At 62.8% G+C, this 25332-nt stretch carries 23 protein-coding genes; 11 read left to right on the top strand and 12 right to left on the bottom strand.

Annotated elements, in window-relative coordinates; all coding sequences use genetic code 11:
* Positions 1–10 precede the first annotated feature (10 nt).
* From ACW9UR_RS23270 to ACW9UR_RS23260, 3 genes are all read left to right on the top strand, one after another.
* Complete coding sequence (locus tag ACW9UR_RS23270; RefSeq protein ID WP_458919476.1) at positions 11–1099, top strand: tyrosine-type recombinase/integrase; 1089 nt, start codon at positions 11–13, stop codon at positions 1097–1099.
* A 330-nt stretch (positions 1100–1429) separates the two neighbouring features.
* The gene (locus ACW9UR_RS23265) at positions 1430–1900 is read left to right on the top strand and encodes a helix-turn-helix domain-containing protein (RefSeq protein ID WP_458919475.1); all 471 of its coding nucleotides are present in this window, start codon (positions 1430–1432) and stop codon (positions 1898–1900) included.
* Positions 1860–4025 (top strand): VIT domain-containing protein, encoded by a 2166-nt coding sequence (locus ACW9UR_RS23260; protein ID WP_458919474.1) that lies wholly within the window; start codon positions 1860–1862, stop codon positions 4023–4025. The genes ACW9UR_RS23265 and ACW9UR_RS23260 overlap by 41 nt, the downstream gene beginning before the upstream one ends.
* Positions 4026–4213: 188 nt before the next feature.
* Here the strand turns inward: ACW9UR_RS23260 and ACW9UR_RS23255 are convergent, their stop codons facing one another.
* The 12 genes from ACW9UR_RS23255 to dddP all read right to left on the bottom strand — a co-directional run bounded on the left by ACW9UR_RS23255 (position 4214) and on the right by dddP (position 17840).
* A complete protein-coding gene (locus ACW9UR_RS23255) occupies positions 4214–5413 on the bottom strand; it encodes a CaiB/BaiF CoA transferase family protein (RefSeq protein WP_458919473.1) in 1200 nt (399 codons plus the stop codon).
* A complete protein-coding gene (locus ACW9UR_RS23250) occupies positions 5410–6561 on the bottom strand; it encodes a carbohydrate ABC transporter substrate-binding protein (protein WP_458919472.1) in 1152 nt (383 codons plus the stop codon). Before ACW9UR_RS23250 ends, ACW9UR_RS23255 begins: the two co-directional genes overlap by 4 nt.
* Positions 6558–7439: an SMP-30/gluconolactonase/LRE family protein gene (locus ACW9UR_RS23245; RefSeq protein WP_458919471.1), complete on the bottom strand. Its 882-nt coding sequence runs from the start codon at positions 7437–7439 to the stop codon at positions 6558–6560. The genes ACW9UR_RS23250 and ACW9UR_RS23245 overlap by 4 nt, the downstream gene beginning before the upstream one ends.
* A gap of 1 nt (position 7440) precedes the next feature.
* Complete coding sequence (locus ACW9UR_RS23240) at positions 7441–8487, bottom strand: ABC transporter ATP-binding protein (protein ID WP_458919470.1); 1047 nt, start codon at positions 8485–8487, stop codon at positions 7441–7443.
* 3 nt (positions 8488–8490) lie between these two features.
* Positions 8491–9579, bottom strand: coding sequence for a hypothetical protein (locus ACW9UR_RS23235; RefSeq protein ID WP_458919469.1), 1089 nt, complete (start codon positions 9577–9579; stop codon positions 8491–8493).
* 1 nt (position 9580) lies between these two features.
* Positions 9581–10339, bottom strand: coding sequence for an SDR family NAD(P)-dependent oxidoreductase (locus tag ACW9UR_RS23230; protein WP_458919468.1), 759 nt, complete (start codon positions 10337–10339; stop codon positions 9581–9583).
* Complete coding sequence (locus ACW9UR_RS23225; RefSeq protein ID WP_458919467.1) at positions 10339–11112, bottom strand: enoyl-CoA hydratase/isomerase family protein; 774 nt, start codon at positions 11110–11112, stop codon at positions 10339–10341. Before ACW9UR_RS23225 ends, ACW9UR_RS23230 begins: the two co-directional genes overlap by 1 nt.
* A gap of 3 nt (positions 11113–11115) precedes the next feature.
* Entirely contained in the window at positions 11116–11943 is an 828-nt protein-coding gene (locus ACW9UR_RS23220; protein ID WP_458919466.1) for a carbohydrate ABC transporter permease, read from the bottom strand.
* Positions 11940–12827, bottom strand: coding sequence for a carbohydrate ABC transporter permease (locus ACW9UR_RS23215; RefSeq protein ID WP_458919465.1), 888 nt, complete (start codon positions 12825–12827; stop codon positions 11940–11942). Before ACW9UR_RS23215 ends, ACW9UR_RS23220 begins: the two co-directional genes overlap by 4 nt.
* A 58-nt stretch (positions 12828–12885) precedes the next feature.
* Complete coding sequence (locus ACW9UR_RS23210; protein WP_458919464.1) at positions 12886–14097, bottom strand: ABC transporter substrate-binding protein; 1212 nt, start codon at positions 14095–14097, stop codon at positions 12886–12888.
* A gap of 31 nt (positions 14098–14128) precedes the next feature.
* Positions 14129–15856 carry a substrate-binding domain-containing protein gene (locus tag ACW9UR_RS23205; RefSeq protein WP_458919463.1) on the bottom strand — a complete coding sequence of 576 codons (1728 nt, stop codon included), beginning with the start codon at positions 15854–15856 and terminating at the stop codon, positions 14129–14131.
* 634 nt (positions 15857–16490) lie between these two features.
* Complete coding sequence (gene dddP / locus ACW9UR_RS23200) at positions 16491–17840, bottom strand: dimethylsulfonioproprionate lyase DddP (RefSeq protein WP_458919462.1); 1350 nt, start codon at positions 17838–17840, stop codon at positions 16491–16493.
* Positions 17841–18288: 448 nt separating this feature from the next.
* Here dddP and ACW9UR_RS23195 point away from each other — a divergent pair, with 448 nt between their 5' ends.
* The 8 genes from ACW9UR_RS23195 to ACW9UR_RS23160 all read left to right on the top strand — a co-directional run bounded on the left by ACW9UR_RS23195 (position 18289) and on the right by ACW9UR_RS23160 (position 25327).
* On the top strand, positions 18289–19143 hold the full coding sequence (locus ACW9UR_RS23195) for a DUF4394 domain-containing protein (RefSeq protein ID WP_458919461.1): 855 nt from the start codon (positions 18289–18291) through the stop codon (positions 19141–19143).
* A gap of 148 nt (positions 19144–19291) precedes the next feature.
* Positions 19292–19834, top strand: coding sequence for a sigma-70 family RNA polymerase sigma factor (locus tag ACW9UR_RS23190; RefSeq protein ID WP_458919460.1), 543 nt, complete (start codon positions 19292–19294; stop codon positions 19832–19834).
* On the top strand, positions 19831–20517 hold the full coding sequence (locus ACW9UR_RS23185; RefSeq protein ID WP_458919459.1) for an anti-sigma factor: 687 nt from the start codon (positions 19831–19833) through the stop codon (positions 20515–20517). The genes ACW9UR_RS23190 and ACW9UR_RS23185 overlap by 4 nt, the downstream gene beginning before the upstream one ends.
* A gap of 93 nt (positions 20518–20610) precedes the next feature.
* Positions 20611–21162 carry a fasciclin domain-containing protein gene (locus tag ACW9UR_RS23180; RefSeq protein WP_458919458.1) on the top strand — a complete coding sequence of 184 codons (552 nt, stop codon included), beginning with the start codon at positions 20611–20613 and terminating at the stop codon, positions 21160–21162.
* A 78-nt stretch (positions 21163–21240) separates the two neighbouring features.
* A complete protein-coding gene (gene msrB, locus ACW9UR_RS23175) occupies positions 21241–21708 on the top strand; it encodes a peptide-methionine (R)-S-oxide reductase MsrB (RefSeq protein ID WP_458919457.1) in 468 nt (155 codons plus the stop codon).
* 199 nt (positions 21709–21907) lie between these two features.
* Complete coding sequence (locus ACW9UR_RS23170) at positions 21908–23143, top strand: nucleotidyltransferase domain-containing protein (protein WP_458919456.1); 1236 nt, start codon at positions 21908–21910, stop codon at positions 23141–23143.
* A complete protein-coding gene (locus ACW9UR_RS23165) occupies positions 23143–24861 on the top strand; it encodes a ThiF family adenylyltransferase (RefSeq protein ID WP_458919455.1) in 1719 nt (572 codons plus the stop codon). Before ACW9UR_RS23170 ends, ACW9UR_RS23165 begins: the two co-directional genes overlap by 1 nt.
* A complete protein-coding gene (locus ACW9UR_RS23160; protein ID WP_458919454.1) occupies positions 24851–25327 on the top strand; it encodes a Mov34/MPN/PAD-1 family protein in 477 nt (158 codons plus the stop codon). Before ACW9UR_RS23165 ends, ACW9UR_RS23160 begins: the two co-directional genes overlap by 11 nt.
* Positions 25328–25332 lie beyond the last annotated feature (5 nt).

The following is a 25332-nucleotide window of genomic DNA, read 5'->3' as shown; positions in this document are numbered from 1 at the left end:
GGGGGCCGAAATGAGGATGCACCTCCGAGGATACTGGTCAGAAAAGCTGAAATCCGGCGCAATCCGTCATCGTGTGCGACCTGAAGGGGACAAGAACAGGAAGATCACTATCCCGGTCGGCCCGGATCACCCGAAGTTCTTTGACTACTATCAGGCCGCCCGTCGCGGCGAAAAGCCATGCGACGTGCCGCCTGAACCAAAAGCGGTAAAGCAATCCCTCGCATGGGCGGGGGTAAAACTTTATCTCGCGCACTTGGAAAGAGAGGTAGCGGCGGAACTCAAATCGAAGCTGACGCTCAAGCAGCGCCGCAGCCTGCTCACGCGCTTCTGCGCGGCCGAGGCGGATGGCGGCGGCGTCTATGGGGGCTACGACATTGCCGCGCCGAAAAAGGCGCTCAAGAAGCTGCAGCTACAGATGATCGAGACGCCCGCCGAGGCGGACAACATGATGAAGGCGGTGCGCGCGATGTATCGCCACCTGAACGACATCGAGGAGTACGACCAGAACCCGGCCGAAGGTCTGGGCAACATCCACCGCTCGAAGGGCGGCGCGACCCCGTGGGATCCCGAGGCCTTGAAGAAGTACCGCGAGGCGCACCCGCCGGGAACGCAGGCTTACCTGTACCTCACGATCCTGATGTTCACCGGCACGCGGATCTCCGACGCGATCCTGCTCGGGCCGCCGCACGAGGTCACGCTGAACGGCCGCACCTACCTCAAGTGGCAACCGGTCAAGCGTGGATCAAAGGAGGTTATGCTGCCGCTGATGGATCCCCTGCGCCGCGCCGTCGCGGGAACGAAGGTGACGGGCCGGGACACCTATATCGTCGGCACACACGGCAAGCCCTTCAAGAACCCCGAGAGCATGCGCGTCCGCTACCGCAAATGGTGCGACAAGGCCGGGCTTGAGGATCGCTCCTCGCACGGCTTTCGGAAGGCCCTGGCGGAGCTCCTGTCCGAGAGCGGCATGAGCTCGCGGCAGATCATGTCGGTGCTCTCGCACACGAAGGCGGCCACCTCCGAGATCTACACCGAGAAGGCAGAGCGCCGCCTGATGGCGGAACAGGCGATGAACGCCGTCGACGGCTTCGAGTGGTAACGAAGTGTCCAACCCCTCCCGAGGGGTGGACGCATGCGCCGATTTTCTCAATGATTTCAATGCGCCATGTGGGCGATGGTACCCGAGGCCGGAGTACCTATAGCGCGAGATTCCTCAATAAATTCAATAATCAATTCCCACGAACGGCTGCTAATTGCCTATATAGAGATCAATGGCTTAGCGGGATTCTTACCACCCCTGGTACGGATCCCTTCCCGACCACCATCGGCGATAGCGCTCTACGCGAGACGCAATACCGCCGGACCACGTTCCCGCATCTGGAATTATGTGACACTTGTTTTTGACATTTTGACTGATAAATAATGCGGCATGACCGATGCCGATCAGACCTACACCCTCTCCGACCTGAGTACCCTTGCGGACGTTCCGCAGCGCACTGTGCGGTATTACATCCAACAGGGGCTGATGGATCGGCCCGAAGGCGAGAAGCGAGGCGCGTACTACACACATGGGCATCTCGAGCGTCTTCTCGAGATCCGGAAATGGCAGCGGGCGGGACTCAGCCTTGATCGGATCCGCGAGTTGGTCGGCGACGCCGAGACCGACGACCTGCCACCGTCGAAGCGGCGTCGGCCCGGCGACGTGACACTGCGCAGCTACATTCTCGTTGCTCCCGGCATCGAGATCGCGATCGAGCCGGCGGAGGCCGGACTGACCCCCGACGACATACGTGCCCTCGCCCGCGACGCCGCGGAGCTGGTGCGCAGATTTCAAGACAGAAGATTGCAGGAGGACCCCGATGAGACGAACGATGATCTCGACAGCCGTAGCCAGAACTGATGAAGACCTGTCCCGGTCACCGCTCGATCGGGTCCGGATGAATCTGACCGTGGACGGGATGTTCGCCGAGGCGGCGGTCGAACAGGTCTACCTAAACTCTGGCCAGTCGGACATAGAAGCGGTCTACAGCTTCCCGATGCCTAGCGAAGCTACTCTGCTGTCGGTCGAGGCCGAGATCGCCGGAACCCGTCGCATCGGCGAAGTCGTTCCTGCTGCGCAAGCAGACGCACAGTACGAGGACAGCATCGCCGGAGGCGATTCCGCCGTCCTGCTGGAGCAGATTGAACCGGGCCTGTTCACCGCCAGCATCGGCAATCTGCGTGCAGGTGAGACTGCGATCCTGCGCTATCGGTACGGGATGCTTCTGCGCTGGAACGGGGATCGGGTGCGACTAGCCCTGCCGACAACGATCGCGCCGCGCTACGGCCGCGCACGGCATCTTCAGCCGCACCAACTGCCCGAGCACTCGCTTGCCGTGGAGAACCGGCTCGAGATGGAAGCGCGGATCCGTGGGCCGCTGGCTGGGGCCCGGCTGGCGTCTCCGACGCATGACATCCGGCAGACGCGGGATGGCGAGTGTGTCCACCTGGCGCTTGAAAGCGCGACGGTCATGGACCGCGACGTGGTGATCGAAGCCCAGCTCGGCCTCACGGATCCGCACTGCGCGCTCGTCGGGCGGGACGGCGATCGATGGGTGGCACTGGCAAGTTTCCGGCCCGCCCTGCCCGCAGTTCCTGCATCCGGGGCCACATCTGTTCCGCGAACCGTACAGATCGTGGTGGATTGCTCGGGGTCCATGATGGGCGACTCGATCGCCCAGGCAAGGATCGGGTTGGAGCGTATAATCGAGGCGCTGCCCGAAAGCGTTCGGTTCAACATCATCAGGTTCGGCAGTGATTGGCGCGCGCTCCATCCGCAGCCGGTCCAGGTCACCGCGCGAACCCGACGTGAAGCGCATGCCTTCGCGCGCAGTTTCGACGCGGACATGGGCGGGACCGAGATGGAGAAGGCTCTGGATGTGGCCATCCGGGTAGAAATCGGTGTGGGCTCTCGAGATATCCTCCTGATCACCGACGGCGAGATCTGGGAGGCCGGGGATATCGCCCGCCGGGCCAGCGCTGCAGGGTACCGGATCTTCAGCGTCGGTGTCGGAAGCGCCGTGGCCGAGACGAAGGTGCGCCAGCTTGCCGAGGTGACGGGGGGCGCTTGCGAGCTTGTCACCCCAAACGAGGACATGGGCGAACGGATCTACCGCCACTTCCAGCGCATCCTGGCCCCGAGAGCCCACGATGTACGGATCGCCTGGCCCGCCCAACCTGCCCAGGAGTGGCCGATGAAAATCGAGCGCCTCTATGATGGCGACACCCTGCACGCCTTTGCGTGGTTCGACACGTGCCCAAAGGGCAGCGTCACGCTGGAGTATTTCGCAGGCACGGGGATACCGCATCGGGCTGAGGTTGCTATCCCGCCCGCAATGGACAATCCCAGCGAATCCAGCCAATCTCCCCTGGCCCGGATTGCCGCGGCAGCCCGGATTGCAGCCCCCACTGATGACGCCAGCGAGCTGGCCATGGCATACCAACTGCCGAGCCGCTGGACGAAATACCTCGTGCTTCACGAACGCGCAGCGAACGACAAGGCGAACGGCCTGCCAGTGACCGTAAAGGTCCCGCAGACGCTGGCAGCCGGCTGGCACGGGATCGGCTCAGTCAGCGGCTTTCGGCAGATGCGCTCTGCCCCACCGGCGTCGTCTATTGCATTCAGCGAAGCGCCGCCGGCATTCAGCCTGCAGCGCCGCATTCCATTGGAGCTGGACCAGGATAAGTGGGAACTGCGCCACTTCATCGCCGGGCTATCCGCGTGGAAAGGCCCGACGCTGCCAACGCTTCGGCAGCTACGAGACTGGGGTCTGTCCGACGCGCTCGTTGAAGCACTAGACGCAAAGATTGCGCGCGGTGAAGCCGAAGAAGCCGTTGTCCTGAGCTTCCTAGTCGTCCTAGTCGACCTGCGCCGGCAGGATTTGCCGAGCCGCCTGCGCTACACGGTCCGGTGGTGGCAGGTGCGGCGCCCCGGATTGGTTGACAGGAGTCTGGTCCCGAACGAGGCAAGCCGCGCGATAGCCTGATCACGCAAGTGCAGGGCGGGAATTCCGCCCTGCACTTGTCGAAGCTAGCCGGCTGGTCAGGGTGTAAACTCTCGGCTAGGGCCATTGATATCTACAGCTCCGAAATTGCGCCCAGAGGACAGCCAGATCTGGGACAGTGACTGCGGCCTAGCCTCTGAATCGGCGCTCCCTAGATAACAGCAAATTCCCTACGACTCACCCGCACCTCCACCGTCGATCATCTGATCGATTTGGATCGGTCCGTAGCCGATACCCGCCAAGATTTCGCGCGTGTGCTCGCCTATAAGTGGCGCCGGGCGTTCGATTGAGGGAGGGGTAGCACTCAGGTGTACCGCAGGCCCAACCACCTTCACCTCGCCCGCCCTGGGATGCTGATAGCTAGTGATCAGCCCCATGTGGGCAACTTGCGGATCCTCGGCGGCCTGAAGGTGCGACTTCACCTCGCCGCACCAAATGTCCGCCTCAAGGAGCGCAGCGATCAGGTCCTCAGTGGTCCACTTACCGGTCTCGGCCGCCAGCGCCCGCCAAATCGCGTCGCGCTCGTCAAAGAGCGTAGCCGGGTCGTCGTATCTCAGCAGGTCGTCGTTGCCCAGAACTCCCACAAGGGTTCTGTACGGGCTCATGGCAATGGTCACCCATCCGTCCTTAGTCGGATAGGTGCCAAACGGCGCGTCCATGCCCGGATGACCGATGCCGGAGTTCGGGCGCTGGAAATCCTCACCGAAGTTCAGCGCCGTCACCATCTCCTGGTTCTGGTGGGCCAGCATCCCGGCCAGCAGGTTGACCTTCACCTCCTGGCCCTGCCCCGAACGCTCGCGCCACAGCAGCGCGGTCAGGATGCCATAGACCATGTTCATCGCGCCGACCTGGTCCGAGAACCCCGCCCCCACCGGCGTAGGCGGATTGTCGGCCTGCCCGGTCGCAGCCATGATCCCGGTCAGCCCCTGCACCAGCATGTCCTGGCCAGGGCGGTTCACGTATGGCCCATCCTCGCCATAGCCCGAGCCAGAGCAGTAGACGATGCCCGGGTTCACGGCCTTGAAGTCCTCGTAGCCATAGCCCAGCCGCGCCATCACGCCCGGACGAAAGTTCTGCACGACGACATCCGCCGTTTCGGCCAGCTTCATGATCGCCTCACGCGCCTCGGGCGCCTTGAGATTCAGCGCGAGGCTGCGCTTGTTGCGGTTCCACGCCAGGAAGTTCGGGCTTTCCGCCCCGCCGACCCACTTGTTCCGGAACGTCAGCGACCGGAACAGGTCGCCCGCGCCTGGCCGTTCGATCTTGATGACGTTCGCGCCCATGTCGGCCAGCAGCTGGGTCGCGAACGGACCCTGCAACAGGTGCGAGAAGTCGAGGATGGTGATGTGGGAAAGTGCCTTGTCGGTCATGATCCGGTCCTGTCGTCGTCCAGGCTGCCGTGTGCGCGCGCCCTGGCATCCCGCCAGAGGCCGCGCAGCGCGGTCAGCGTTGCATGTTCGTCCTCGCCCGCCGCGAATGCCCGGCGCAGGCAGGCAGAGGCCGCGTTGGTGAAAGCGGGGAACCCGTCGAAACGCGGTCGCAGCGCGGCGCATTCCGCAGTGGTCAGCGTGGCGCGATAGAACCCGCCCCAGTCGGCGTTCACACGCTCGTCGGTCCACGCCGCCCGCGCCGAGGGTTGGCCGCCGTGGCGCGGAATGAACGTGGCCTGCACGTCGGGGCGCATCAGCGAGGCGATATGCTCTTTCAGCGCGTCAGACGGCACCGCCCGCGCCGAGAACGCGATCCCGGTGCCGCCCAGCACACCGCCCGCGCCGCGCCCGATACCGATGGTGTCCGAGAACGCCACCGCATACGGCGCATGGCCCGCGCGGGCGTAGGTGACATAGCCGAAGACCAGCGGTACCAGCGCGATCTCGTCCGTGCGTCCCATCGCCTCCAGCAGCGCGATCGGGTTCAGGGCGGCACTGCCCTCGGGCACCCGCGCCGCGATCCGCCGCAGCCGCGCCAGCGCGGGCAGCGCAACCGCATCGGGCAGCATGTCATCGCCCTGCACCCGCGCACCCTCGGCCGCGCCCATCGACAGCAGCGACAGGAACGCATGCGGCCCGCCCAGCGACAGCGCCACCGGCAGGCGCGCGGCGATGTCCTCGACCGCGTCCCAACTGGCGGGCGCATCCGCGATCCGGTCCGGCCGCCGCGCCATCACCTGCGTTGCCACGTCCAGCGGCAGCGCCCAGTGCCGCCCTCCCCAGGCATAGGACTCGAAGGCCGGGCCAACGGTCTGCGCCGCCCAGGCCTGCAATGCCTCGGGCGGGAAGATGTCCTCCAGCGGGGTCAGGCACCCCTGCCCCACCGCCTCGCCGATGTGCGGATGATCCAGCACCACCAGGTCGTGGCGCGCGGTCAACTCGGTGATCGGCGCGGACTCGAACCCTTCCAGCGGTTGCTTGTCCCAGTGGATCAACGGCGCAGCCCGCCCCGCGTTGACCCGTTCCGCGCCTGCCGCCAGCGCGTCATAGCCACGCGGATGGTCCCATGTCAGACCCCGGAACGTCATGCGGATGCCTTCCACAGCGGCGCGGCGCCGATGTCCATCGCCACCTCGGTCAGGTGCCAGCGGCCCAGGTTCGCGGTGTAAAGCCGGTCGCCGGCGAAGGCGACATTGGTCGGGTGACAGAACACATGCGCCGTCGCATCCTCGGCCAGCACCGCGCAGCGCCCGTCCGGCGCAATCCGCAACAGGCGCGACGGTTCGTAGCATCCGACGACAAGGTTGCCGTCGCAGTCAAATGCGATGCCGTCCGGCAAGCCCGGAAGATCGGCGGCGAAGGTCTGTGCCGCGCCCGCCGAGCCGTCCGGCAGGATCGGCACCCGGCTGATCGCGGTCGCGAAAGTCTCGCAGACATAAACCGCGTCGCCCGCCGGGCTCAGCGCCAGGCCGTTGGCAAAGTTCAGCGGTCGGTCGTACCACAGCGCGCCCGCGCCGGTGGCAAGGTCATAAGCCCAGATCCCCGGCCCCGGCGTGCCCGAGGCATGGCTGTCAGACACCAGCAGCCGCCCGCGCGCCGCGTCCACCGCCGGATAGTTCGGGATCAGGATGCCGGGCGCGGTGAACCGGTCCAACTGGCGGCTTTTCAGGTCCAGCCGGAACACCGCCGCGTGCCGCATGTCGCAGGCGAACAAGGCGCGGTCGCCGTCAAAGGCCAGCCCCAGCACGAAACCGCCGGTCGACGCGACCCGTTCGATCCGGTCGCCATCGGGGGATACCCGGCAGATGTCGCCGTCCTGATTGCCGGTCCAGATCCAGCCGTCGGGGCCGACCGTGACCCCCTCGGGGTGGCTCAGCTTCGGGGTGCTGAACGTGCCGTCAAAGAACACACGCGCCGCCGACCCCGGCAGCACGGTTTCCCCGGCGGTCGAGAAACGATAGCTCATATCAGCCCCGCCGCTCGCCGGTCTGGCCATCGAAGACATGCAGCTTCGCCCGGTCGAAACTCAGCGACACCGGCGTGTCGATCTGGCGCCCGGCATCCGGCGCGACCTTGGCCGACACCAGCGTTTCGCCGACCCGCGCGCTCAGCAGCGTGACGTCACCCAGCAATTCCGAAGTATAGACGATGCCGCGCACGTCGCCCGGCCCCTCGGTCACGGTCACGTCCTCGGGGCGGATGCCGATGGTCGCCGGTCCGTCGGGCTGGCCCGGAAGGTCGATCTGCTGCCCGCAGCCCACGAACCGACCGTCCTCGATCCGGCCCTCCAGCAGGTTCATCGGCGGCGAGCCGATGAACCCCGCGACGAAGGTGTTGGCAGGCCGTGCATAGATCTCGGCCGGGGTGCCCATCTGCTGGATCCGGGCGTTGTTCAGGATCACGATCCGGTCGGCCAGCGTCATCGCCTCGACCTGGTCGTGGGTCACATAGATCGTCGTTGTCGCCAGTTCCTTCTGCAGGTGCCGCAACTCGGCCCGCATGACCGAGCGCAGCTTGGCGTCCAGGTTCGACAGCGGCTCGTCCATCAGGAACAGTTGCGGCGTACGGACGATTGCGCGGGCGAGCGCCACGCGTTGCCGCTGCCCGCCCGAAAGCTCTCCCGGACGGCGCGCCAGCAGATGCTCCATCTCTACCTTGGCCGCGGCCTCACGCACCCGCTCGGCCCGCTTGTCCTTCGGTACGCGGGCGATCTTCAGCGGATAGCCGATGTTCTCGGCCACGGTCATGTGCGGGTACAGCGCGTAGTTCTGGAACACCATCGCCAGGTCCCGGTCGCGGGCGGGCACGTCGATCACGTTGCGATCGCCGATCCGGATTTCACCACCGGTGGGTTCCTCCAGCCCGGCGATCAGCCGCATAGTGGTGGACTTGCCGCAGCCCGAGGGACCCAGCAGCACCAGGAATTCCCCGTCATCGATCTCAAGATTCAGACGCTCCAGCGCGACATAGTCGCCGAAGGCCTTGTGCAGGTCGCGAAGTTCAACGGCGGCCATGTCTCAGGTCTCCTTGCTCATGAAGTTGGCGCGGAACGGCAGCACGCGGGGTGATCCCGCATCGCCGGTCAGGATCAGCCGGTCGTCCTCGATACGGATGTCAGTGATGGCGCCCCAGCCCTCGGGGCGGGCGATGGCGCCGATCACATGCGCGATGCGGTGGGTTCGTCCGGGCGCAAGGTCCAGTGCGGTCGGCACACCATGCGCCGAAACCGCGTTCGGACGCAGCGCCGCCGCGTGGCCGCCCGCGCCGGGCGCGCAGCCATCCTCGATGCCCAGAACGCCGGTATGCCGCCGGTTCCACGGCGCATAGTCCCGCCCCGCATTCGAGTGCCACAGCATCGTAACCGGCAGCACGGCAGGGTCCTTGAGGAAAAAGACGATATCGCCCTCGGCCTCGCGCAGAACCGCGGTCCAGCCAAGCGCCGCGCCGTCGGCCTCGATCAGCGTCACGAAATCCTCGTGGGCATCGGCAATCGGAAGGTGCGTCAGGTCAACCGGCCCGTCAGCGCCGGGAAATGCCGCCAGGTTTGCGCTTTCCGCCGGATAGGCCAGCTTCGCCCGCCCCGGCTCCAGCGGCACATCGGGCGTCAACGCCACCCGCTTGGGCGAGGTGAACAGCCGTCCCGCCCCGGCCAGCCGGATCATCGGGTGATGCGCAACGGGCAAGCCGCCCTTGCCGCCCGAAATCTCGTGCTGCTGGTAAACCAGCGGCGCGTCCTCTGCCAACCTCAGCGACTTGGCGATCCGCGCGCCCATCACCGCTCGCTCCAGCACCGCGCCAACGCTGCCTGCCGAACCCTGCACCGCGCGCCATGGACTGTTCGCGCTCCATCCATGCGCGGGCGAAGGCTCCACGTCGCTGGTGCTGAACGGGGCGCAGAAGAAATCCCCGGCCAGCGACCGCTCGACCGGCAACAGGCTGTCGTCGGCCTGCACCTGCCGCTCGTCCAGCCAAGGCGCACTGTGCAGCGGAACGATCCGCCGCGCGCCATCCACGAACTCCAGCCGCCGGATGTTGCCGATCGCCGGGTCCAGCGCCAACGCACCGCAGGCAGTTTCGGCCCGCAGCCAGGTCTCTTCGCCGGTCATGTCATTCTCCCCGCATGGCAAGGCCGCCATCCACACGGACGATATCGCCGGTGATGAAGGACGACCGGTCCGAGGCAAGGAACAGCACCGCCTCGACGACTTCTTCGGGATAACCGAAACGGCCGATGGGATGCGCCCGGTTCCATTCCTCCTTCAGCGCCGCGCCTCCGTCGGGCAGGTCAGCAAAGATCTTCTCGTTCATCGGCGTCAGGATCGTGCCCGGCGCGACGGCGTTGACCCTTATGCCCGCAGGCGCAAGGTCCACCGCCGTCTGCACGGTCAGCGCGTTAACACCGCCCTTCGCCGCCGCATAGGCCGGCCAGCCCTTGAAACCGCGCAGGCCCTGCACCGAGGACATGTTGACCACCGCGCCGCCGCCGCGTTCGCGCATCATCGGCACGCAGACCTTCATTCCCCGCCAAAAGCCGGACAGGTTCAGGTCGATCACCGACAGCCAGCGGTCCTCGTCCATCTCGTCGACGACGCCGTTCAGCGCCACGGCGGCGTTGTTCACAAGGATATCCACCCCGCCAAAGGCGTCGCGGGCGGCCTGCCCCATCGCCTCGACCTGGGCCATCTCGCGCATGTCGGTCTGCACGAACAGGGCCGCGTCGCCGATGGCGTCCGCCACCGCCTGCCCGGCCCCGTCCACATCGGCCAGAACGACGCTGCCCCCACCGGCGGCCAGCGCCTCTGCGCAGGCGCGGCCAATGCCCTGTGCGGCCCCGGTGACGACCGCTACTTTTCCCTCGAATTCCATCACGCCCCCCTGAACTGCGGTTCGCGTTTCTCCAGGAAGGCGTCGATGCCCTCCTGCCCGTCGGCGGTCGAATAGAGGCGGAACAGCACCTCCTGCTCATAGCTCTTGGCGCTTTCCACCGGCGCATCCGCGCCCTCGCGCATCAGCCGCTTCATCTCGGCCTGCGCCAGCGGCGCGACCTTCAGGCACGCCCGCGCGCGTTTCGCGACGGCACCATCCAGATCGTCCGTGATCTCCGCCGCGATCCCCAGCTCGTACGCGCGCTGTCCGCTCATCCGCCAACCCGCCAGCATCAGGTCCGAGGCGGCGTATTTCCCGACCGCCCGCACCAGACGCTGGGTGCCGCCGCCGCCGGGGTTCAGCCCCAGCCGTCCCTCGGGCAGCCCGAGTTGCGCGCCCTCGGCACACAGGATGATGTCGCAGCACAGCGCGATCTCGAACCCGCCGCCAAGCGCATAGCCATCGATGGCGCAGATCACGGGCTTCGGCAGGCGCTCCAGCTTGTCGAACACCCGGCGCGAGTTCATCTGGTATGCGATGAACGCGGCCCGCCTGTCGCCCTGGTACTCGGCGATGTCGGCCCCCGCGACGAAGGCCTTGCCACCCGCGCCGCGCAGAACCAGCGCGCGCACCGCAGTATCGGCAGCGGAATCGTCCAGTGCCGCGTCGAACTCGGCCATCAGGGGCGACGACAGCGCGTTCAGCTTGTCCGGCCGGTTGAAAGTGAGCTGCCGGACACCCGGCATCGGGTCCGAAATCTCGATCAAAGCCATGGGTCAGCCTTTCACGGCACCGGCAGTCAGGCCGGCGACGAAATAGCGTTGGAGGAAAAAGAAGACGGCAATCACCGGCACTGAGACCATCACGGAGCTGGCCATCAGCTCGCCGTAGCGGATGCCGTATTGGCCGATGAAATCGTTCAGCCCCACGGGTAGCGTCCGCATTTCCCGCGACGAGGTGAAAGACAGCGCGAACAGGAACTCCTGCCAGGTGACGATCAGGACATACACTGCCGTGGCGATCACGCCGGGGCGCGACAGCGGCACGACCACGTCCCAGAACACCCGGAGCGGCCCGGCGCCATCGATGGTCGCTGCCTCTTCGAGCGATACCGGCAGCTTCAGCAGGAAGCCGCGCAACATCCAGATCGCCACCGGTAGCGTCACCGAGACATAGGCAACGATCAGCGAGGTATAGGTGTCCAGCAGATCGGCGGCGCGCATCATCTTGTAGATTGGGATGATGATCGCAGAGTGCGGGAACATCTGCGCCAGCACCACCATTCCCATCAGCGCCGTCAACACAAGAAGCTGCCCCCGTGTGAAGCTGTAGGCCGCCAGCAGCCCCAACGTCACGGTGATAGCCACGGAGGCCCCCGACACGATCATCGAGTTCAGGAAATAGGTCCGGAACTCAGGCCGGAAGGCGGTGACGTAGTTCTCCAGTGTCGGCGCGTCAGGCCAGAGCTTGGCGGGAATCGCGAACGGCTCGGTCGGGGGTTTCAGGCTGACCGACAGCATCCAGAAGAACGGGATCAGGACGAACACGGCCAGCAGGATCTGCGCACAGATCAAGAGTGCACGGGTCGATGCGGATTGTTTCATGCCAGCTTCCTCCGCCGGTTCGCGCCCATCTGGACGACCACATAGATCGCCACCAGGACCGCCAGTACCAGGATGGAGACCACGCCATAGGTCGCAGCCTCGCCAAAGCGGAACTGGCCAAAGCCGGTCTCGTAGATCTGCGTCGGGAAGATGTGCGTGGCATGTTGCGGCCCGCCACGGGTCATCACCCAGACGATGTCGAAATAATTGAAGGTCAGGATCAGCGTCAGCACGATGTTGACAAGCACCACGTCGCGGATCGCGGGCAGGGTCACGTCGATCATCCGCCGCCATGCCCGCGCGCCGTCCAACGTCGCCGCCTCAAGCTGGCTGCGATCGACGTTCTGCAAAGCCGCCAGGTAGATCAGCATCGAGAACGGGAACCCCTTCCACACTGCAACGAAGATCACCGCCGCCATTGCCGTATCGGGGTTGGCCAGCCACGCGGCATTGTCCTCGACCACGCCCAGCCGGATCATCAGCGAGTTCACCAGCCCAAGCTGCGGGTCGTACATGAAGCGCCACAAGATTGCGGTCACAACGCCGGGGAGCACGAAGGGCATCAGCACCAGCGCCCGCGTCGCGCCCTGCATTGGCAGGCCCTGATTCAGCAGCAGCGCAGTAAAAAAACCTAGTACGTTCTGCACGGCGACGACGCCTAGCGTCCAGATCACCGAGTTCCACAGCACCGTACTGAAATGCCGTCCCGCGAACACCTTCTCATAGACCGCGAGGCCAACGAACTCGGGCTCGGGGCTGAGAAACGAAGTCTCGTGGAAACTCTCGATCACGGTGCCGACCATCGGCCAGTACAGGAACACACCGAGCAGCAGAAGTGCCGGGGCCAAGAACATCCAGAGCAGCCAGCGGTCTCTCGAAGTCATCGTGGAGCCTTTGGTTGCGGACGGGGCAGCATGGCCCCGTCCTCGTTGTCATGCGGTCTCAGAGACCATCGATCGCGGAGCAAGCCTCGTCGGCGGCTTCCTGCACGTCACGGCCCGAGAAGACATCTTGGTAAAGCGTCATCTGGATGTCCGCGACTTCGAGGTAGCGTGCGGACAGCGGTCGCGGCATGGCGTTCGACAGATGCTCCATGATCTGCTCAGGGCCTTCACGGTTGTCTGCCAGAAAGGCCTCGGCCGCTGCGACATTGGCCGGCAGCAGGTCGACCACGTCGCCGTTCACATCTTCGCGGACCATGAACTCAATGAACTTCCAGGCTGCGTCCTTGTGCTCCGAGCTCTCGAACACGGCCAGGTTCCAGCCACCAAACGTGCCTACCGGTGTCATGCCTTCGGGCGCGGTGCCATTCACGAAACCCCAGTCGATGTCGGATTTCTGCAACGTTGGCTGCTCCAGTGCAGGCCAGAACTCGACCGCCAGGCTGCCGTTCAGGAACAGCTCGCGCATCGACCCGGACGACGCGTTCAGGATGCCGTCCGGCGCGAACTGCGCCAGGTCCTGTAGATAGGCCATCGCCTCGACCGCCTCGGGCTGGCTCAGCGCGCAGGAGCCGTCGTCGGCCAGTACGCGCCCACCGTTCGAGAAGATGAACGAGTTGACCACGACGACCGTGTCCTCGCCCCGATGCCCGAACAGGCCGACGCCGAACTTGCCGTCGCCGGTCAGCTTCTCGGCCGCAGCGCGCATCCCCTCGAAGGTCGCAAGCTCGGACGGAGCGACACCCGCGGCCTCCAGCAGCGCATTGTTGTAAAAGCTGAACTGCCAGACATCGACGTTGAACGGCATCCCGTACAGGCTGTCGTTGAACACCGCCGAGTCCCAGGCGCCGCCGAAGAACTGGTCGCGGCTGATACCGGCGCCCTCGGCCTGTTCGGTCAGATCCGCGATGGCCCCGGCCTGCGCAAAGGCACCGACCCAGATCTGGTCGAGCGTCGCCACGTCCGGCGCATTGCCGCCCTGCACCGCGGTCAACAGGCGCTGCTGGTACTCGGGATAGGGAATTGTCGTGACCTCGACCTTGATGTCGGGGTTTTCCTGCATGAAGCGGTCGACCGCCTCCTGCTGGAACTGCGACAGGCCGCTTTCGGTCTGCTGGTTGTCCCAGAACTCCAGCGTGACCTGCTGCGCCTGGGCCGAAGCCGCGAGCGCCAGCGCGGCAACGGAAACGGTGGTGAGAATAGTCGTCTTCATGGTTTCCTCCCTTTGAAAACTAGAACCTTCGCTACGATCCGGGGCCTCCGTCAGTGGCCTCTCCGGCCACCAGCACATCGATCCCCGCGGCGCGCAGCCGCTGCCTGTCGGCCGGCAGCGCGCCATCGTCCGTTATGACCTCGTGAAACTCGTCCGGGCGGGCGATGCGGTGGTTCGCATCCGCCCCGATCGCGGTGTGATCGGCGAGGACTACGACCCGGCGTGCAGCCTGCACGAACCGCGAGCCCGCCAGCGCCAACCGCTCGTCCAGCGCCGAAATCCCGAAATTAGCGGAAACCCCCGCCGCCGATAGGAACGCGAGATCCGCTCGCATCCGCTCGAACAGCGCGCCTAGACTGGGCCCGACAAGGCAGCGGTCGGCCTTCTGGTACTCGCCGCTGGTCAGGACGACCTTGAGCGCGGCGACGTCCTCAAGAAGGTGTAGCACGTCGAAGGCGTTGGTAATCACGGTGACGCCGCGCAGCTTCGCCGGTTCGTGAGTCGCACGCTGCCGCAATTCCTCGGCCAGAAGCCGCGTCGCCTCGCCCTCGCCAAGGATCACCGTCTGCCCAGGCGCGATACGATCGAGCGCGGACCGCGCCACCTCGCCTCGCAGCCGGGTGATCTCGGCAGCGATGCCCTTGTGCGGCGGAGACACCCGTAGCTCGAAGCCGTAGTCCGCCGCGCGCCGCTGCATGGCCTGGATCATGTTGCGATACCAATCATGCGCCGGGTAGTGCGGCATGAAGCCGATCACACCCTGCCGCGCCGCAGGCTCCATTTCAGCGGCCACGCCCATCAGCGTCTCGCGCAGTCCCGGCTTCGAAGTCCAACCCTTACCCTCACGCTGGTAGTGCGCCTCGAGCGTCGCGCCGGTCAGGATTGCATGCGGCGTGATCGCCGGGTCCGGGAGAGCCCGCCCGGCCAGAGCATCGGCCATCAGGTCGATCGCCCATTCGCCGACGATTTCCGGAAAGAAGACCGCAACGGCGCGCAGCGGGCCATCGGCGGCCAAGCGTCCTACGAAATCCGGATTCTCGCCCCCGGTTGCGAACGCCTCGACCTGCGCACCCGACTTCTCGGCGGCGTCCATACCCGCCAGCGCCGAATGATCGTTAACCCCGAAGACCATCGCGATCTCGGGCCGTAGCTTGAAAGCGTCCTGCGCCACCCGCAACGCCTGCCGGTAACTACCCTGTCCGTTGACCCGCAAGAACTCCACCGGCCCGCTCGCGGTCTCCTGGATACCGGCCTCGAAACCCTCAGCCCGTGCCCGAGTGTTCGCCAGTTCCGGCAGCAAAACCATCAGAACAAGCGCGCCCTCTGATCCGACGCTTTCACCCGCGACCCGGCCCAGCTCGCGCCCGGCGGCCAAGTTGTCCGGTCCAAGGTAAATACCGCCTGCCTGCCCTGCAGATTCCGCCAGGAACGGCAGACCGCGGCGGCAAATCTGGCGACGCAGCGCCTCCGCTCCACGCCCAGGCACAGGCGGCAGGACGATCCCGTTGAGCCCCTCAAGTTCGGATACCATCGCCTCGAGCCGCGCAGGCTGCGTCTCGCGGCTCAGCACATCGGCATCCGGTAGGATAGCACCGCCGTGGGTGCGCTTCAGCGCGCCAGCTTCGGCCAGCTCGGTGATGTCCCGGCGCAGTGTCACGCGAGACACTTCGGGCATCATCCGCGCCAGGCCCGCAAGCTCTACCGAGCCTTGGGATTGCAGAATACCGAGTATACGTTTTTGACGCCGATGCTTGATCATTTCCGCCCCTCTTGATCACCCATTGATCGATTTCGGCAGGTAATCAACTTCCGACGCAGAGCGCGTGCTAGAAAACGGACTCAAACGCTCATAAGCGATCAAACTGTTCAGCTTGAAGTAAAAGGCGCTGCCGCTTCGATTTGAGTACAGTATCGCGGGTATCCGCAATCCGAGTTGGCCGGAACCCGCCCAACTCGAACCATGCGGCATACTGGAACGACGCTTACATCGGGCTTGGCGCGCCCGCTCTCGACGAAATACTCGAAACGCAGCTATCGGACGCTTGCATGTTACTACGGCCGCTTAGCTGAAACCGTGGGTCCCGTCTGTGACACAAACACCTGAGTCATGACCGCTGAGCGTTCGACAGCGACCCTTCACCAATAGTCTGCCCAGTAGTCGAAGTGCGGACATAGCAGCCAATCCCGTCGAAGAGTCCGAATGGCGTTTCCGGCCCAGAGCCGACCTCCGATCCCTTCTCAGGATGCTGCAGCGCAGCCCGCCGAACCCGACGTTCGCCGTACTTGCGCGCTCTGGAACCGGCCCCGTGTCCGCAGTGCGGACGAAGCGGGCTTTCGCTGCTTTTGTGCCAATGTCCGCTTTGCGTGCGAACTCCAGCGACTCGCCTTACTCGTCAATACATCCGACCGTCAAGAAAACGCTCGTCCAGCGGATAGACCGACATCGTTTCAAACCCGTCGTTTGTCACGACACCCTGATCTTCCAGCTTGACCATGTGATCGCCGCCAACCTCGCCCACCAGCGCCTCAATGCAAAGTGTCAGGCCGGGTTCGAGAACGGCATCAAACGCGCCCTCGACCAGCCGGTCGGGATAGGCGATCAGCGGCCACTCGTCGCACATTCCAACTCCGTGCATCGGCGAGGAATATTTGAGCGCATCATATTTTTTCTTAAGTACATGCAGAGATTGGGTCAGCTCTTCCATGTGGAGCCCGGGCCGAAGAAGTGCCGTGTTATAGCGGATATGTTCCACCGCTTCCGCGAAGCTTTCGCGCATATGTTTCGGAGCAAGGTCATCGCCAATCCACCAAGTACGGCTGAGGTCCGCGCAAATGCCATAGGGCCCGATCAAATCGGTGTCGAAGGCAAGAATCTCATTCTCAGAGATAATTCGCGGACCGCATTCTTGAAACCACGGGTTGGTGCGCGGTCCTGAGGTAAGCAGCCGTGTTTCGATCCACTCACCGCCACGCTTGATGTTCTCGGCATGGAGTACGGCCCAGACATCGTCCTCGGTTACGCCACCCTTTGGAATCTCGGTGCGCGCGAAGTCTTCCATAATGGCCATTGCGCGCTCACAGGAATAGATGGCGCAGCGCATGGCGCGCAGTTCGTGCTCCGTCTTGATGCCCCGGGTGCGCTCGGTGACTTCCTCGCCATCGCGATACTGCAGCCCCGCACGGCGTATCGCGTCCAGCCCGGCGGGCTGGATCTTGTCGATCGCGATTTGCGTATGGCCGGGCGCGTGGCTGGCGAGCAGGTCCGCCACCTCGGCAGCAAAGGCATCCGCTGCCTGTCCGATCCGGTCGCCGCGGGCGAAGTAGAACATGTCCGCGCCAGGTCGGCACTCGCGAACGAGCGGATTGAATTCCGCAAGGAACGGCGCGTTCTTGTAATCCCAAAGCACCATGTAGCCATCGGCGCAGAGCAGGCAGGCCCGGAACGGGTTGTGGGTGTTCCACAGTTGCATGTTCGTGGTGTCGGTCGCGTAACGGATGTTCAGGGGATCGAACATCAGGAGGCCCCCATAGCCGCGCGCCACGATGGCATTGGTCAGCCGCTGGTGCCGTGCCTTGCGCATCTCGGCCAGGTTGGGCAACGCCAGTCCAGCCTCGCGCCATTCCCGGAAAGCGAGTGCTGTCGGTCCAATCTCAATCCGGTCACCAACGTTCTCTGTGCCGTCGCATAGTCGCGGGCCCTGGGTCGGGTCTATCCGGCGCGTTGCGCAAAAGTGATTGTTCATTCGGACGCCTCTCCGCGCTCAGCTGCGGTCCGCCTGCAGCAATTCAGAAGTAATGGTTGCTACGCTCCGAGGGCCTTTCGCGTCTTGCGACGACAAATGAAGTCGCATTTTGTGAAAACGCTCTACCGTAGAAGTCATTGTCGTGGCACGCAGCATCGGTCGAAGTGGGCTCAGAGCAGACCTTTGCGGCGGCGGTCTCGTGCTGCCATAGAGTGTCTGTGCTCTGCTCTTTGCTTCAAGTACGGATTGCCGATGCGCATGTGTGCAGACGGGCACTGACGACCTTCACTGCGTTTCCAATCAAAGGCTGCGGGGCGCAAATGACCCGATAACAGCCCTCTCGATGGGCACAGAAAAACTGCGGAAGGTGAAACTATTGGGAGCAGACCTTCGTGATTGACGTCAGCGCGCACCAAGTGGGCGTGCTGAGACAAACTCGAAAGGTTGGATGATGAAACCTCAAGCTCTTGTAACTTCCCTGATCGCACTCCTTGCCAGTCCCGCGCTCGCTGACGACCATGCGCCTATCGCTGGATACGCTCTGGCAAACGACGGCACAGCGCTGATCGTCATGGGCGACGTGGGCAAGCCGGGCGACGCCATAACCCACAGTCTGAAGGCCCCGCTGAAGGCCATCGCTTGGCGTCCCGTCACCGGCGAGCTCCTGGGTTTTTCTGACGGCATGATTGCCTCGATCGACCCGATGTCCGGTGAGATGACCGATCTTGGCGCGGCTTTTATGGACGATGCTACGATCGGCGACGGCAACGTGGTGGCGTTTGATTTCAACAACCAGATCGATGCCGTTCGTGCAGTGACGTCGACCGGGGACAACCTTGTCTATTTCCCGGACGGGTTTGGCGACAACGACGAACGCGCAGGCTCGGTCCGCCGCTTCACCAGCCTTGCCTATGCCGATGGCGATGCGATGGCTGGTATGGCGCCGATGATCTTTGCAAATGCCTATACCAACGCCATCAACGGCAAGACTGCCGGTGAGACGTTTCAGTACGCGCTCGACGCCGAAACCGACGCCTTGGTCAGCCTCGCCAACAATGCCGGCACGCTGGAAACCATCGCAAGGATCACCGTCGATGGTGATCCCGTAGATCTGGCCCCAATGGGAGGCTTCGACATCGTTTCGGCCAGCGAGGGCGAAAACATGGGCCTCGCCATTCTGCAAATGGAGGGGGAGGCCACCGCGGGTCTCTATGTGATCGATCTTGAAAGCGGTGCTGCAACGATGAAGGCCGATCTTGGCATGGGCGGCATCACCGGTTTCGCGGCTTCGCTGGGTATGTAGGGCGGCCGGGTTCCTGCGACTCCAGCGTGTGACGCGGGGGTTGTCGGACCGATGCACGGATTGGGCGGGGCGGCAAGAGATTGTCGTTCCGCTCCATCTGTGCCACGCAACAGAGGAGCGAAACATCCTGCGGCGGTCAAGCAAGTCCGTGACGAACCGAGAGAACATCGAAGAGCTGATCGTCAAGGTGTCGTTGGGCGACCGCACCGCTTTTGCCTCCCTTTACGATGCTACGAGCGGCAAGCTGTTCTCGGTGTGCCTGGGCGTTCTCAGAAACCGGTCTGAAGCGGAAGACGCGCTCCAGGATGTCTACCTGCGGGTCTGGAACAAGTCGGATCGCTACGCGGTCACTGGTCACAGCCCGATGACCTGGCTGATCACCATCGCACGAAATCTGTCGATTGACCGGCTGCGCGCGCGGCGAACGAGCGAAGTCGACCTCGACGGAGCGGGCGAACTGGTCGAGAAGCGGCCTGGACCGGAGGCTGTCAGCATTGCCGCCTCGGAACAGCGACGGATCAGCGCCTGTTTCGATGAACTGCCATCGGACCGCGCAGCCGCGGTGCGCGCCGCTTATCTGTACGGCGCGACATATCAAACGCTGGCGGATCGGTTCGACGTGCCGCTGAATACCATGCGAACCTGGCTGCGCCGCAGCCTTATTTCCTTGAAGGAGTGCCTTTCTCGATGAGCGACCCGCAGGACATACCGGAAGACGAGGCGCTGGCCGCCGAATACGTCTTGCGCCTGCTGGACGCGGACGCAGAACGGGCTTTCGAAGAGCGATTGACGGCCGAACCGGCGCTTCGGGAGCAGGTCCGGTTCTGGGAGGTAGAGTTCGCCGCCCTTGCCGACGACGTCCCCGAGGTGACGCCGCCGCAGGCGATCAAGCGCAGGATCCTCTCTGAGATCAACGGCGAATCCGCAGGTCCACGCCGCGCCTGGACCTTGGGCTGGCTGGCATTGCCGTCCTTTGCGGCGGTTGCACTTGCGGCATTCTTTGTGTTCGGTCCGATCCTGCGCGGACCGGCGTTCGACGCGGCGTTCCATGCAACGCTCGTGTCCGACGATGGCACTCTGCACGTCGAGGCAGGCTACGCCCCGGACGGAATGCTCTTCAAGGTCATCCCGGAACAGGGCGCGCCTCGACCGGGCCGCGACTTCGAGCTTTGGGTGATCGGTGAAGGTGCGGATGCTCCCGTGTCGCTCGGCGTGATCGACGCGGGCGAGGAGATCACCTTCCAGATCAGCCCCGACCTTGCCGCGTTGATCGACGGTGGGACATTGGCGATCTCGGATGAACCCGAGGGCGGATCGCAGACCGGCGCGCCTACCGGCGACATTCTGGCTTCGGGCGTGTTCTTCGAGGTATGATATTTTTGGGCGTTGCTGAAACTCTGTAGCGCATCTTCCCGTGTCTCCTGTGTAGCCGCGAATGATCGCCGGCTAGACCCAAAGGAGAACGACATGAAAGTTGCAATCAAACTGGCCACCGTCGTGGGTGCCCTGACCGTCGCAACCGCCGCCCAGGCAGAGAATCCGATGGTCGGTGGCGCGGCAATGTTCGAGACCAAGAACATCGTCGAAAACGCCGTGAACTCGGCCGATCACACCACCCTCGTGGCTGCGGTCAAGGCTGCCGATCTTGTCGAAACGCTGCAAAGCCCCGGTCCATTTACCGTCTTTGCGCCCGTGAACGACGCTTTCGCCGCCTTGCCGGCCGGGACGGTCGATACGCTTTTGATGCCGGAGAACAAGGAGATGTTGGTGAAGGTGCTGACGGCGCACGTCGTGGCTGGCGACTGGTCTGCGGCAGACATCGCGCGTCAGGCGCGTGCATCGGCTGACGGGTTCTACCATTTCAACGCCGTCTCCGGTGACGCGCTGTCGGCTCAGGCGAAGGGCAACAATGTCTACATCTATGATGAGAACGGGAACGCCGGGCGCGTCACCATCGCCGACGTCAACCAATCGAACGGTGTGATCCACGTTGTCGATACGGTCCTTGTTCCGAAGTGACACCGGACGGATCGCCAGGACCGGCCTGCGATCCCTATCGCAGGTCCGGCCCGGGCCCTCTGGAGAAAAAATAGTCTCATGAAACGACGCACACTTCTCTTTGCGGCCGGCGCCACCATCCTGGCGCGCCCCTCGCTCGGCGACTCCTGCGGCTTTGAGATCTGCCTGAGCGATGCCGAATGGCGAGCACGGCTGAGCGAGGCTGAATATCTGGTAATGCGCAAAGAGGACACCGAGCGCCCGTATACCAGTCCCTTGAACAACGAGATGCGGTTGGGGATCTATCACTGCCGTGGCTGCGATCTGCCGCTCTACGATGCTGCGGCCAAGTATGACAGTGGTACGGGCTGGCCGAGCTTCTTCGAGAGTCTGCCCAATGCGGTGCGTACCAAGCCGGATCGGAGATACGTGTTTCAGGTCAGGACTGAGGTGCATTGCCGTCGGTGCGGCAGCCATCTCGGCCATATCTTTGATGACGGGCCCGCCCCAACCGGCAAACGCCATTGCCTGAATGGCCTGAGCCTGGCCTTTGTGGCCGCGCAATGACGGTCGCGTAGTTGCCGATAGCCGACTACTTCGGCCCTCAGCAGACCTTGAGCGTGCTAGTCAATTGCTGCGATCGCAATCCGCATTGCTGCCGTTCGCTGCGGCTACGGTGTAAGCCCAAATTTAGTCCATCGAGAGGTTGTAAATGTATCGCCGCTTCATCACTTTAAGATGAACAACTCAAGATTTAGGGGTTTCGATGAATAGGCATTCGGACATTGGATACGGGTACAACATAGCGATTGAGAAACTGGCAGAGGAGTTGGCAGTACCACAAGATCGCTTTGATCAGGCTGAAAGTCGCTACAAGGACCTTGGTGATTTCCTACACCGCGCCGAGTCCAAGGTGCGTGAGTTCGATCCAGACGTTTATGTTCAAGGTTCTTTTGCCTTGGGAACCCCAATAAAGCCCACCTCTTCAGACGAGGACTATGATCTGGACATCGTCGTTGCATTCCGGTCCTTGAACAAAATGTCGATCACGCAAGCTGATCTGCGTGGGCTTCTGAAGGCTGAGCTCAACGCGTATCGAAAAGCTCGCGGCATCAGTAACGAGGTGGGAGAATCCCGCAGATGCTGCACATTGGTTTATGCCGACGGCGCGCAGTTTCACATGGACGTGCTGCCCGCTGTGCCGAACGAAGCAAATATGCGTTTGCTTTTGTCTTCATACATGGCAGACGAAGCTCTGGCTGAAGGGGCAATTGCCATCACCGATTCCGACGAGACAGCCACATACAATGTCATCACAGACGACTGGCCTCGAAGTAACCCACGTGGCTTTGCTTCCTGGTTCAAATCGAGACAGATCGAACAATTGAATGAAAGGCGGCGTGCGTTCTTGGATGCGCAAGGTAAAGTGACCGCCAGTGTGGAGGATGTTCCTGTTTTCCGGGTCCGGACGCCTCTCCAGTCTTCGATTATGATCCTCAAGCGGCATAGAGACGAGTGGTTCGCTGAGAGGGATCCGGATTTGAAGGTAATAAGCATCATCTTAACGACGCTGTCCAGCCACGCGTACTCCGGTGAAAACAGAGTATCCGATGCAATAGCGAAGATTCTTCGCGACATGCATCTCGCTATAGAGCAGCGAGGTAGCATATCTTGGATCCCGAACCCGACTGACCCTTCTGAAAACTTCGCTGATCGCTGGGAGACATATCCAGAGCGACGGACGGCTTTCTTCAAGTGGTTAGAAGCAGCTCGGCAAGAGTTCGGTGCGGTGCAAAAGTTCTCTGATGCAGGCATCGTCTTGAATGAGCTTGCCCGTAGCCTTGGGAACCCATTGACGGAAGCAACCCGTTCAAGAATCGCGTCGTCAGCTGGATCGCGCGCGGCGACAGCCGCACCAGCTCTCGCGGGCGGTGCCTCCGCTCCTGGCCTTGTGTTTGGTGAAGAAGAACGCAGACCAACGGAGCCTAAGGGCTTTGGTTGATGAGTCTCGCCCAGAATGAAGAGCGGCTAGTTCGAGAGTGTGAAGAGCTTTCAACACTAGAAGGGCTTTCAGATTGGCTCCAGGATGGTAGTTTTGGCCAAGACAGCAACGGCCTAGTCTGTTGGTCATTTACTCTGTTGACCAAGGACAGGCGCGTTCCTTTGCGCATGGTCTTCCCGGTACTTTTTCCAGATTTGCCACCTTTTGTGGTTCCGGCAGATGACACCATTAGGCTTTCCCAGCACCAATATGGAGCGGGTGGCGAGCTTTGCCTCCAGTACAGATCCGACAATTGGCATCCGGATTGTAAGAGTACAGATGTGGTTCGAAGTGCCAAAGCGCTCATCGAGGCCACCCCGGCCAACGACGCCATATCTGATGTTGAGAGTGCTCATCCTACCGATCTGCCGACGGTGCTTGCAGCATATTCATTGCGGTTCATGCTCCCACCAAAGACCGCAGACCTACTAAGGACTCGGTTGGCTGGGCGCGCAACCGAACTTCGCCTGACCGTAGAGCACAGGTGGGGAACAATGGAAACGCAGGTAGCGCGCATCGCCTCCATTGGTCATGACCAGGGATTGCGAGTTCCAGTCGATGGCCCAGGGACTGGAGGCAAGTGGGTTCGAGGGGTCCTTTACCGCTTGCCTGGCATCCAGAATATTCCCGATCTCTCTGCGCATGACGTCGAGGAGCAACTCTTTTTTCTTTTGCCTCATTGGTTGCGAGCATGGATCAACAAACATGAGAGTATGCTGGTCGTTCTTTCGAACGGCAGACAAGAGGTTCTGTTCCGTGTTTGGCATGCGGATAACGAGAGAAAGATTGACCTTTTTCTCACGTTCGCTCCGCCCCAAGCAAAGGAACGGAGGGTTCATGGGCAGACATTCAGAAAATCCAGCGTTTGTATAATTGGAGCAGGGTCTCTCGGTTCAAAGGTTGCCGCAAGCCTAGCTCGCGAAGGTGTTGGGCAATTCATGTTGCTCGATAACGATGTCCTTTGGACAGACAACTTGGTTCGAAATGAATTGGACGAGCTGGATGTTGGGCATCACAAGGCAATGTCGCTCCAGCACAGGCTGCTTCGCATAAACCCAAGTGTCCTGGTCTCCGCGCTCGGAATGAGCCTGACATCACAATCGACTGTTCAGAACATTGCGAAGCTTAGCGAGATCGTCAGTTCTTGTGATCTTGTTGTCGACACAACGGCTGATAGCGGCGTGTTTCGTATGGCAGCAGCAATCTGTACGCAGAAGAGAAAGCCACTGGTCTGGGCGCGCGTCTACGCTGGTGGAATTGGTGGGCTGGTTGCACGCAGCGTTCCGGCCGAAGACCCGGCTCCTATGATTGCCGCTTATCAATTACAGGCTTGGTGTGATGCCAAAGGCGAAGCGCCGCCGGAAGGACAACAGCGCAATTATGGCCTACAAGAGGAGGGACAAGAACAGCCACTATTTGCCTCCGATGGCGACGTGGGAGCGATCGGAAGTAGGTTAGTTCGCCATGCGCTGGACGTGCTTTCGCCTCCAGAAATGAGGATCCATCCCGAGCCGGCATATTACATCGGCCTTCGGAAAGGATGGATTTTTGAGCATCCGTTCGACACACACCCCGTGGTCTACAGCTCAAATGCTGGTTGGGGCGACGAAGACGCTGGCGACAATAGTCTCTCTTCAGAGAAAGTCTTGGACCAGCTGGGGGGCAAGCATGCCCCTTAGTCTCACAATTCCCCCTGCACAATGGAACGCGATGCGAGGGTGCCTGAAAACAGGTGGTCTCCGAGAGATCGGCGGTTGGCTGGTTGCAGAACAGCTTGCGCCCGGGAAGTTTGAACTGGTCGGTTTCACAGTCGACCTGGATGTTGGAACGCACAATCGCTTTGCCAGTCTTCCTGCCAAACATGGCGCTCAACTTGATGGCATTTTGGCTGCAAATGCGGAAAGACGTGGACGAGTAGATTATTTGGGTGAATGGCATTCGCATCCGGCTTTCCCGCCTGTACCCAGTGACATCGACGTAGCCGCAATGACGAAGATGGTTGAGGAAGGTGGGCCATCGTTTGCCACGTTGCTAATAGTTCGGCTGTTGGATGCGGCGGTGCTTGAAGCCACTCTTACGACTTTTCAATTCGGCCTGCCACCTGAACAGGGGCGATTGATCACCGAACAGGACCACTGGACCTAGATGTT

The sequence above is a fragment of the Halovulum sp. GXIMD14794 genome (assembly GCF_054457455.1).
Note: the sequence above shows the minus strand (reverse complement) of the source record. Positions and strands in the feature narration are given on the sequence as shown.

Bases quoted from the DNA above. Each gene is read 5' to 3' on its own strand.
- ACW9UR_RS23270 (WP_458919476.1), top strand. From the start codon at position 11: ATGAGGATGCACCTCCGAGGATACTGGTCAGAAAAGCTGAAATCCGGC.
- ACW9UR_RS23265 (WP_458919475.1), top strand. From the start codon at position 1,430: ATGACCGATGCCGATCAGACCTACACCCTCTCCGACCTGAGTACCCTT.
- ACW9UR_RS23260 (WP_458919474.1), top strand. From the start codon at position 1,860: ATGAGACGAACGATGATCTCGACAGCCGTAGCCAGAACTGATGAAGAC.
- ACW9UR_RS23255 (WP_458919473.1), bottom strand. From the start codon at position 5,413: ATGACCGACAAGGCACTTTCCCACATCACCATCCTCGACTTCTCGCAC.
- ACW9UR_RS23250 (WP_458919472.1), bottom strand. From the start codon at position 6,561: ATGACGTTCCGGGGTCTGACATGGGACCATCCGCGTGGCTATGACGCG.
- ACW9UR_RS23245 (WP_458919471.1), bottom strand. From the start codon at position 7,439: ATGAGCTATCGTTTCTCGACCGCCGGGGAAACCGTGCTGCCGGGGTCG.
- ACW9UR_RS23240 (WP_458919470.1), bottom strand. From the start codon at position 8,487: ATGGCCGCCGTTGAACTTCGCGACCTGCACAAGGCCTTCGGCGACTAT.
- ACW9UR_RS23235 (WP_458919469.1), bottom strand. From the start codon at position 9,579: ATGACCGGCGAAGAGACCTGGCTGCGGGCCGAAACTGCCTGCGGTGCG.
- ACW9UR_RS23230 (WP_458919468.1), bottom strand. From the start codon at position 10,339: ATGGAATTCGAGGGAAAAGTAGCGGTCGTCACCGGGGCCGCACAGGGC.
- ACW9UR_RS23225 (WP_458919467.1), bottom strand. From the start codon at position 11,112: ATGGCTTTGATCGAGATTTCGGACCCGATGCCGGGTGTCCGGCAGCTC.
- ACW9UR_RS23220 (WP_458919466.1), bottom strand. From the start codon at position 11,943: ATGAAACAATCCGCATCGACCCGTGCACTCTTGATCTGTGCGCAGATC.
- ACW9UR_RS23215 (WP_458919465.1), bottom strand. From the start codon at position 12,827: ATGACTTCGAGAGACCGCTGGCTGCTCTGGATGTTCTTGGCCCCGGCA.
- ACW9UR_RS23210 (WP_458919464.1), bottom strand. From the start codon at position 14,097: ATGAAGACGACTATTCTCACCACCGTTTCCGTTGCCGCGCTGGCGCTC.
- ACW9UR_RS23205 (WP_458919463.1), bottom strand. From the start codon at position 15,856: ATGATCAAGCATCGGCGTCAAAAACGTATACTCGGTATTCTGCAATCC.
- dddP (WP_458919462.1), bottom strand. From the start codon at position 17,840: ATGAACAATCACTTTTGCGCAACGCGCCGGATAGACCCGACCCAGGGC.
- ACW9UR_RS23195 (WP_458919461.1), top strand. From the start codon at position 18,289: ATGATGAAACCTCAAGCTCTTGTAACTTCCCTGATCGCACTCCTTGCC.
- ACW9UR_RS23185 (WP_458919459.1), top strand. From the start codon at position 19,831: ATGAGCGACCCGCAGGACATACCGGAAGACGAGGCGCTGGCCGCCGAA.
- ACW9UR_RS23180 (WP_458919458.1), top strand. From the start codon at position 20,611: ATGAAAGTTGCAATCAAACTGGCCACCGTCGTGGGTGCCCTGACCGTC.
- msrB (WP_458919457.1), top strand. From the start codon at position 21,241: ATGAAACGACGCACACTTCTCTTTGCGGCCGGCGCCACCATCCTGGCG.
- ACW9UR_RS23170 (WP_458919456.1), top strand. From the start codon at position 21,908: ATGAATAGGCATTCGGACATTGGATACGGGTACAACATAGCGATTGAG.
- ACW9UR_RS23165 (WP_458919455.1), top strand. From the start codon at position 23,143: ATGAGTCTCGCCCAGAATGAAGAGCGGCTAGTTCGAGAGTGTGAAGAG.
- ACW9UR_RS23160 (WP_458919454.1), top strand. From the start codon at position 24,851: ATGCCCCTTAGTCTCACAATTCCCCCTGCACAATGGAACGCGATGCGA.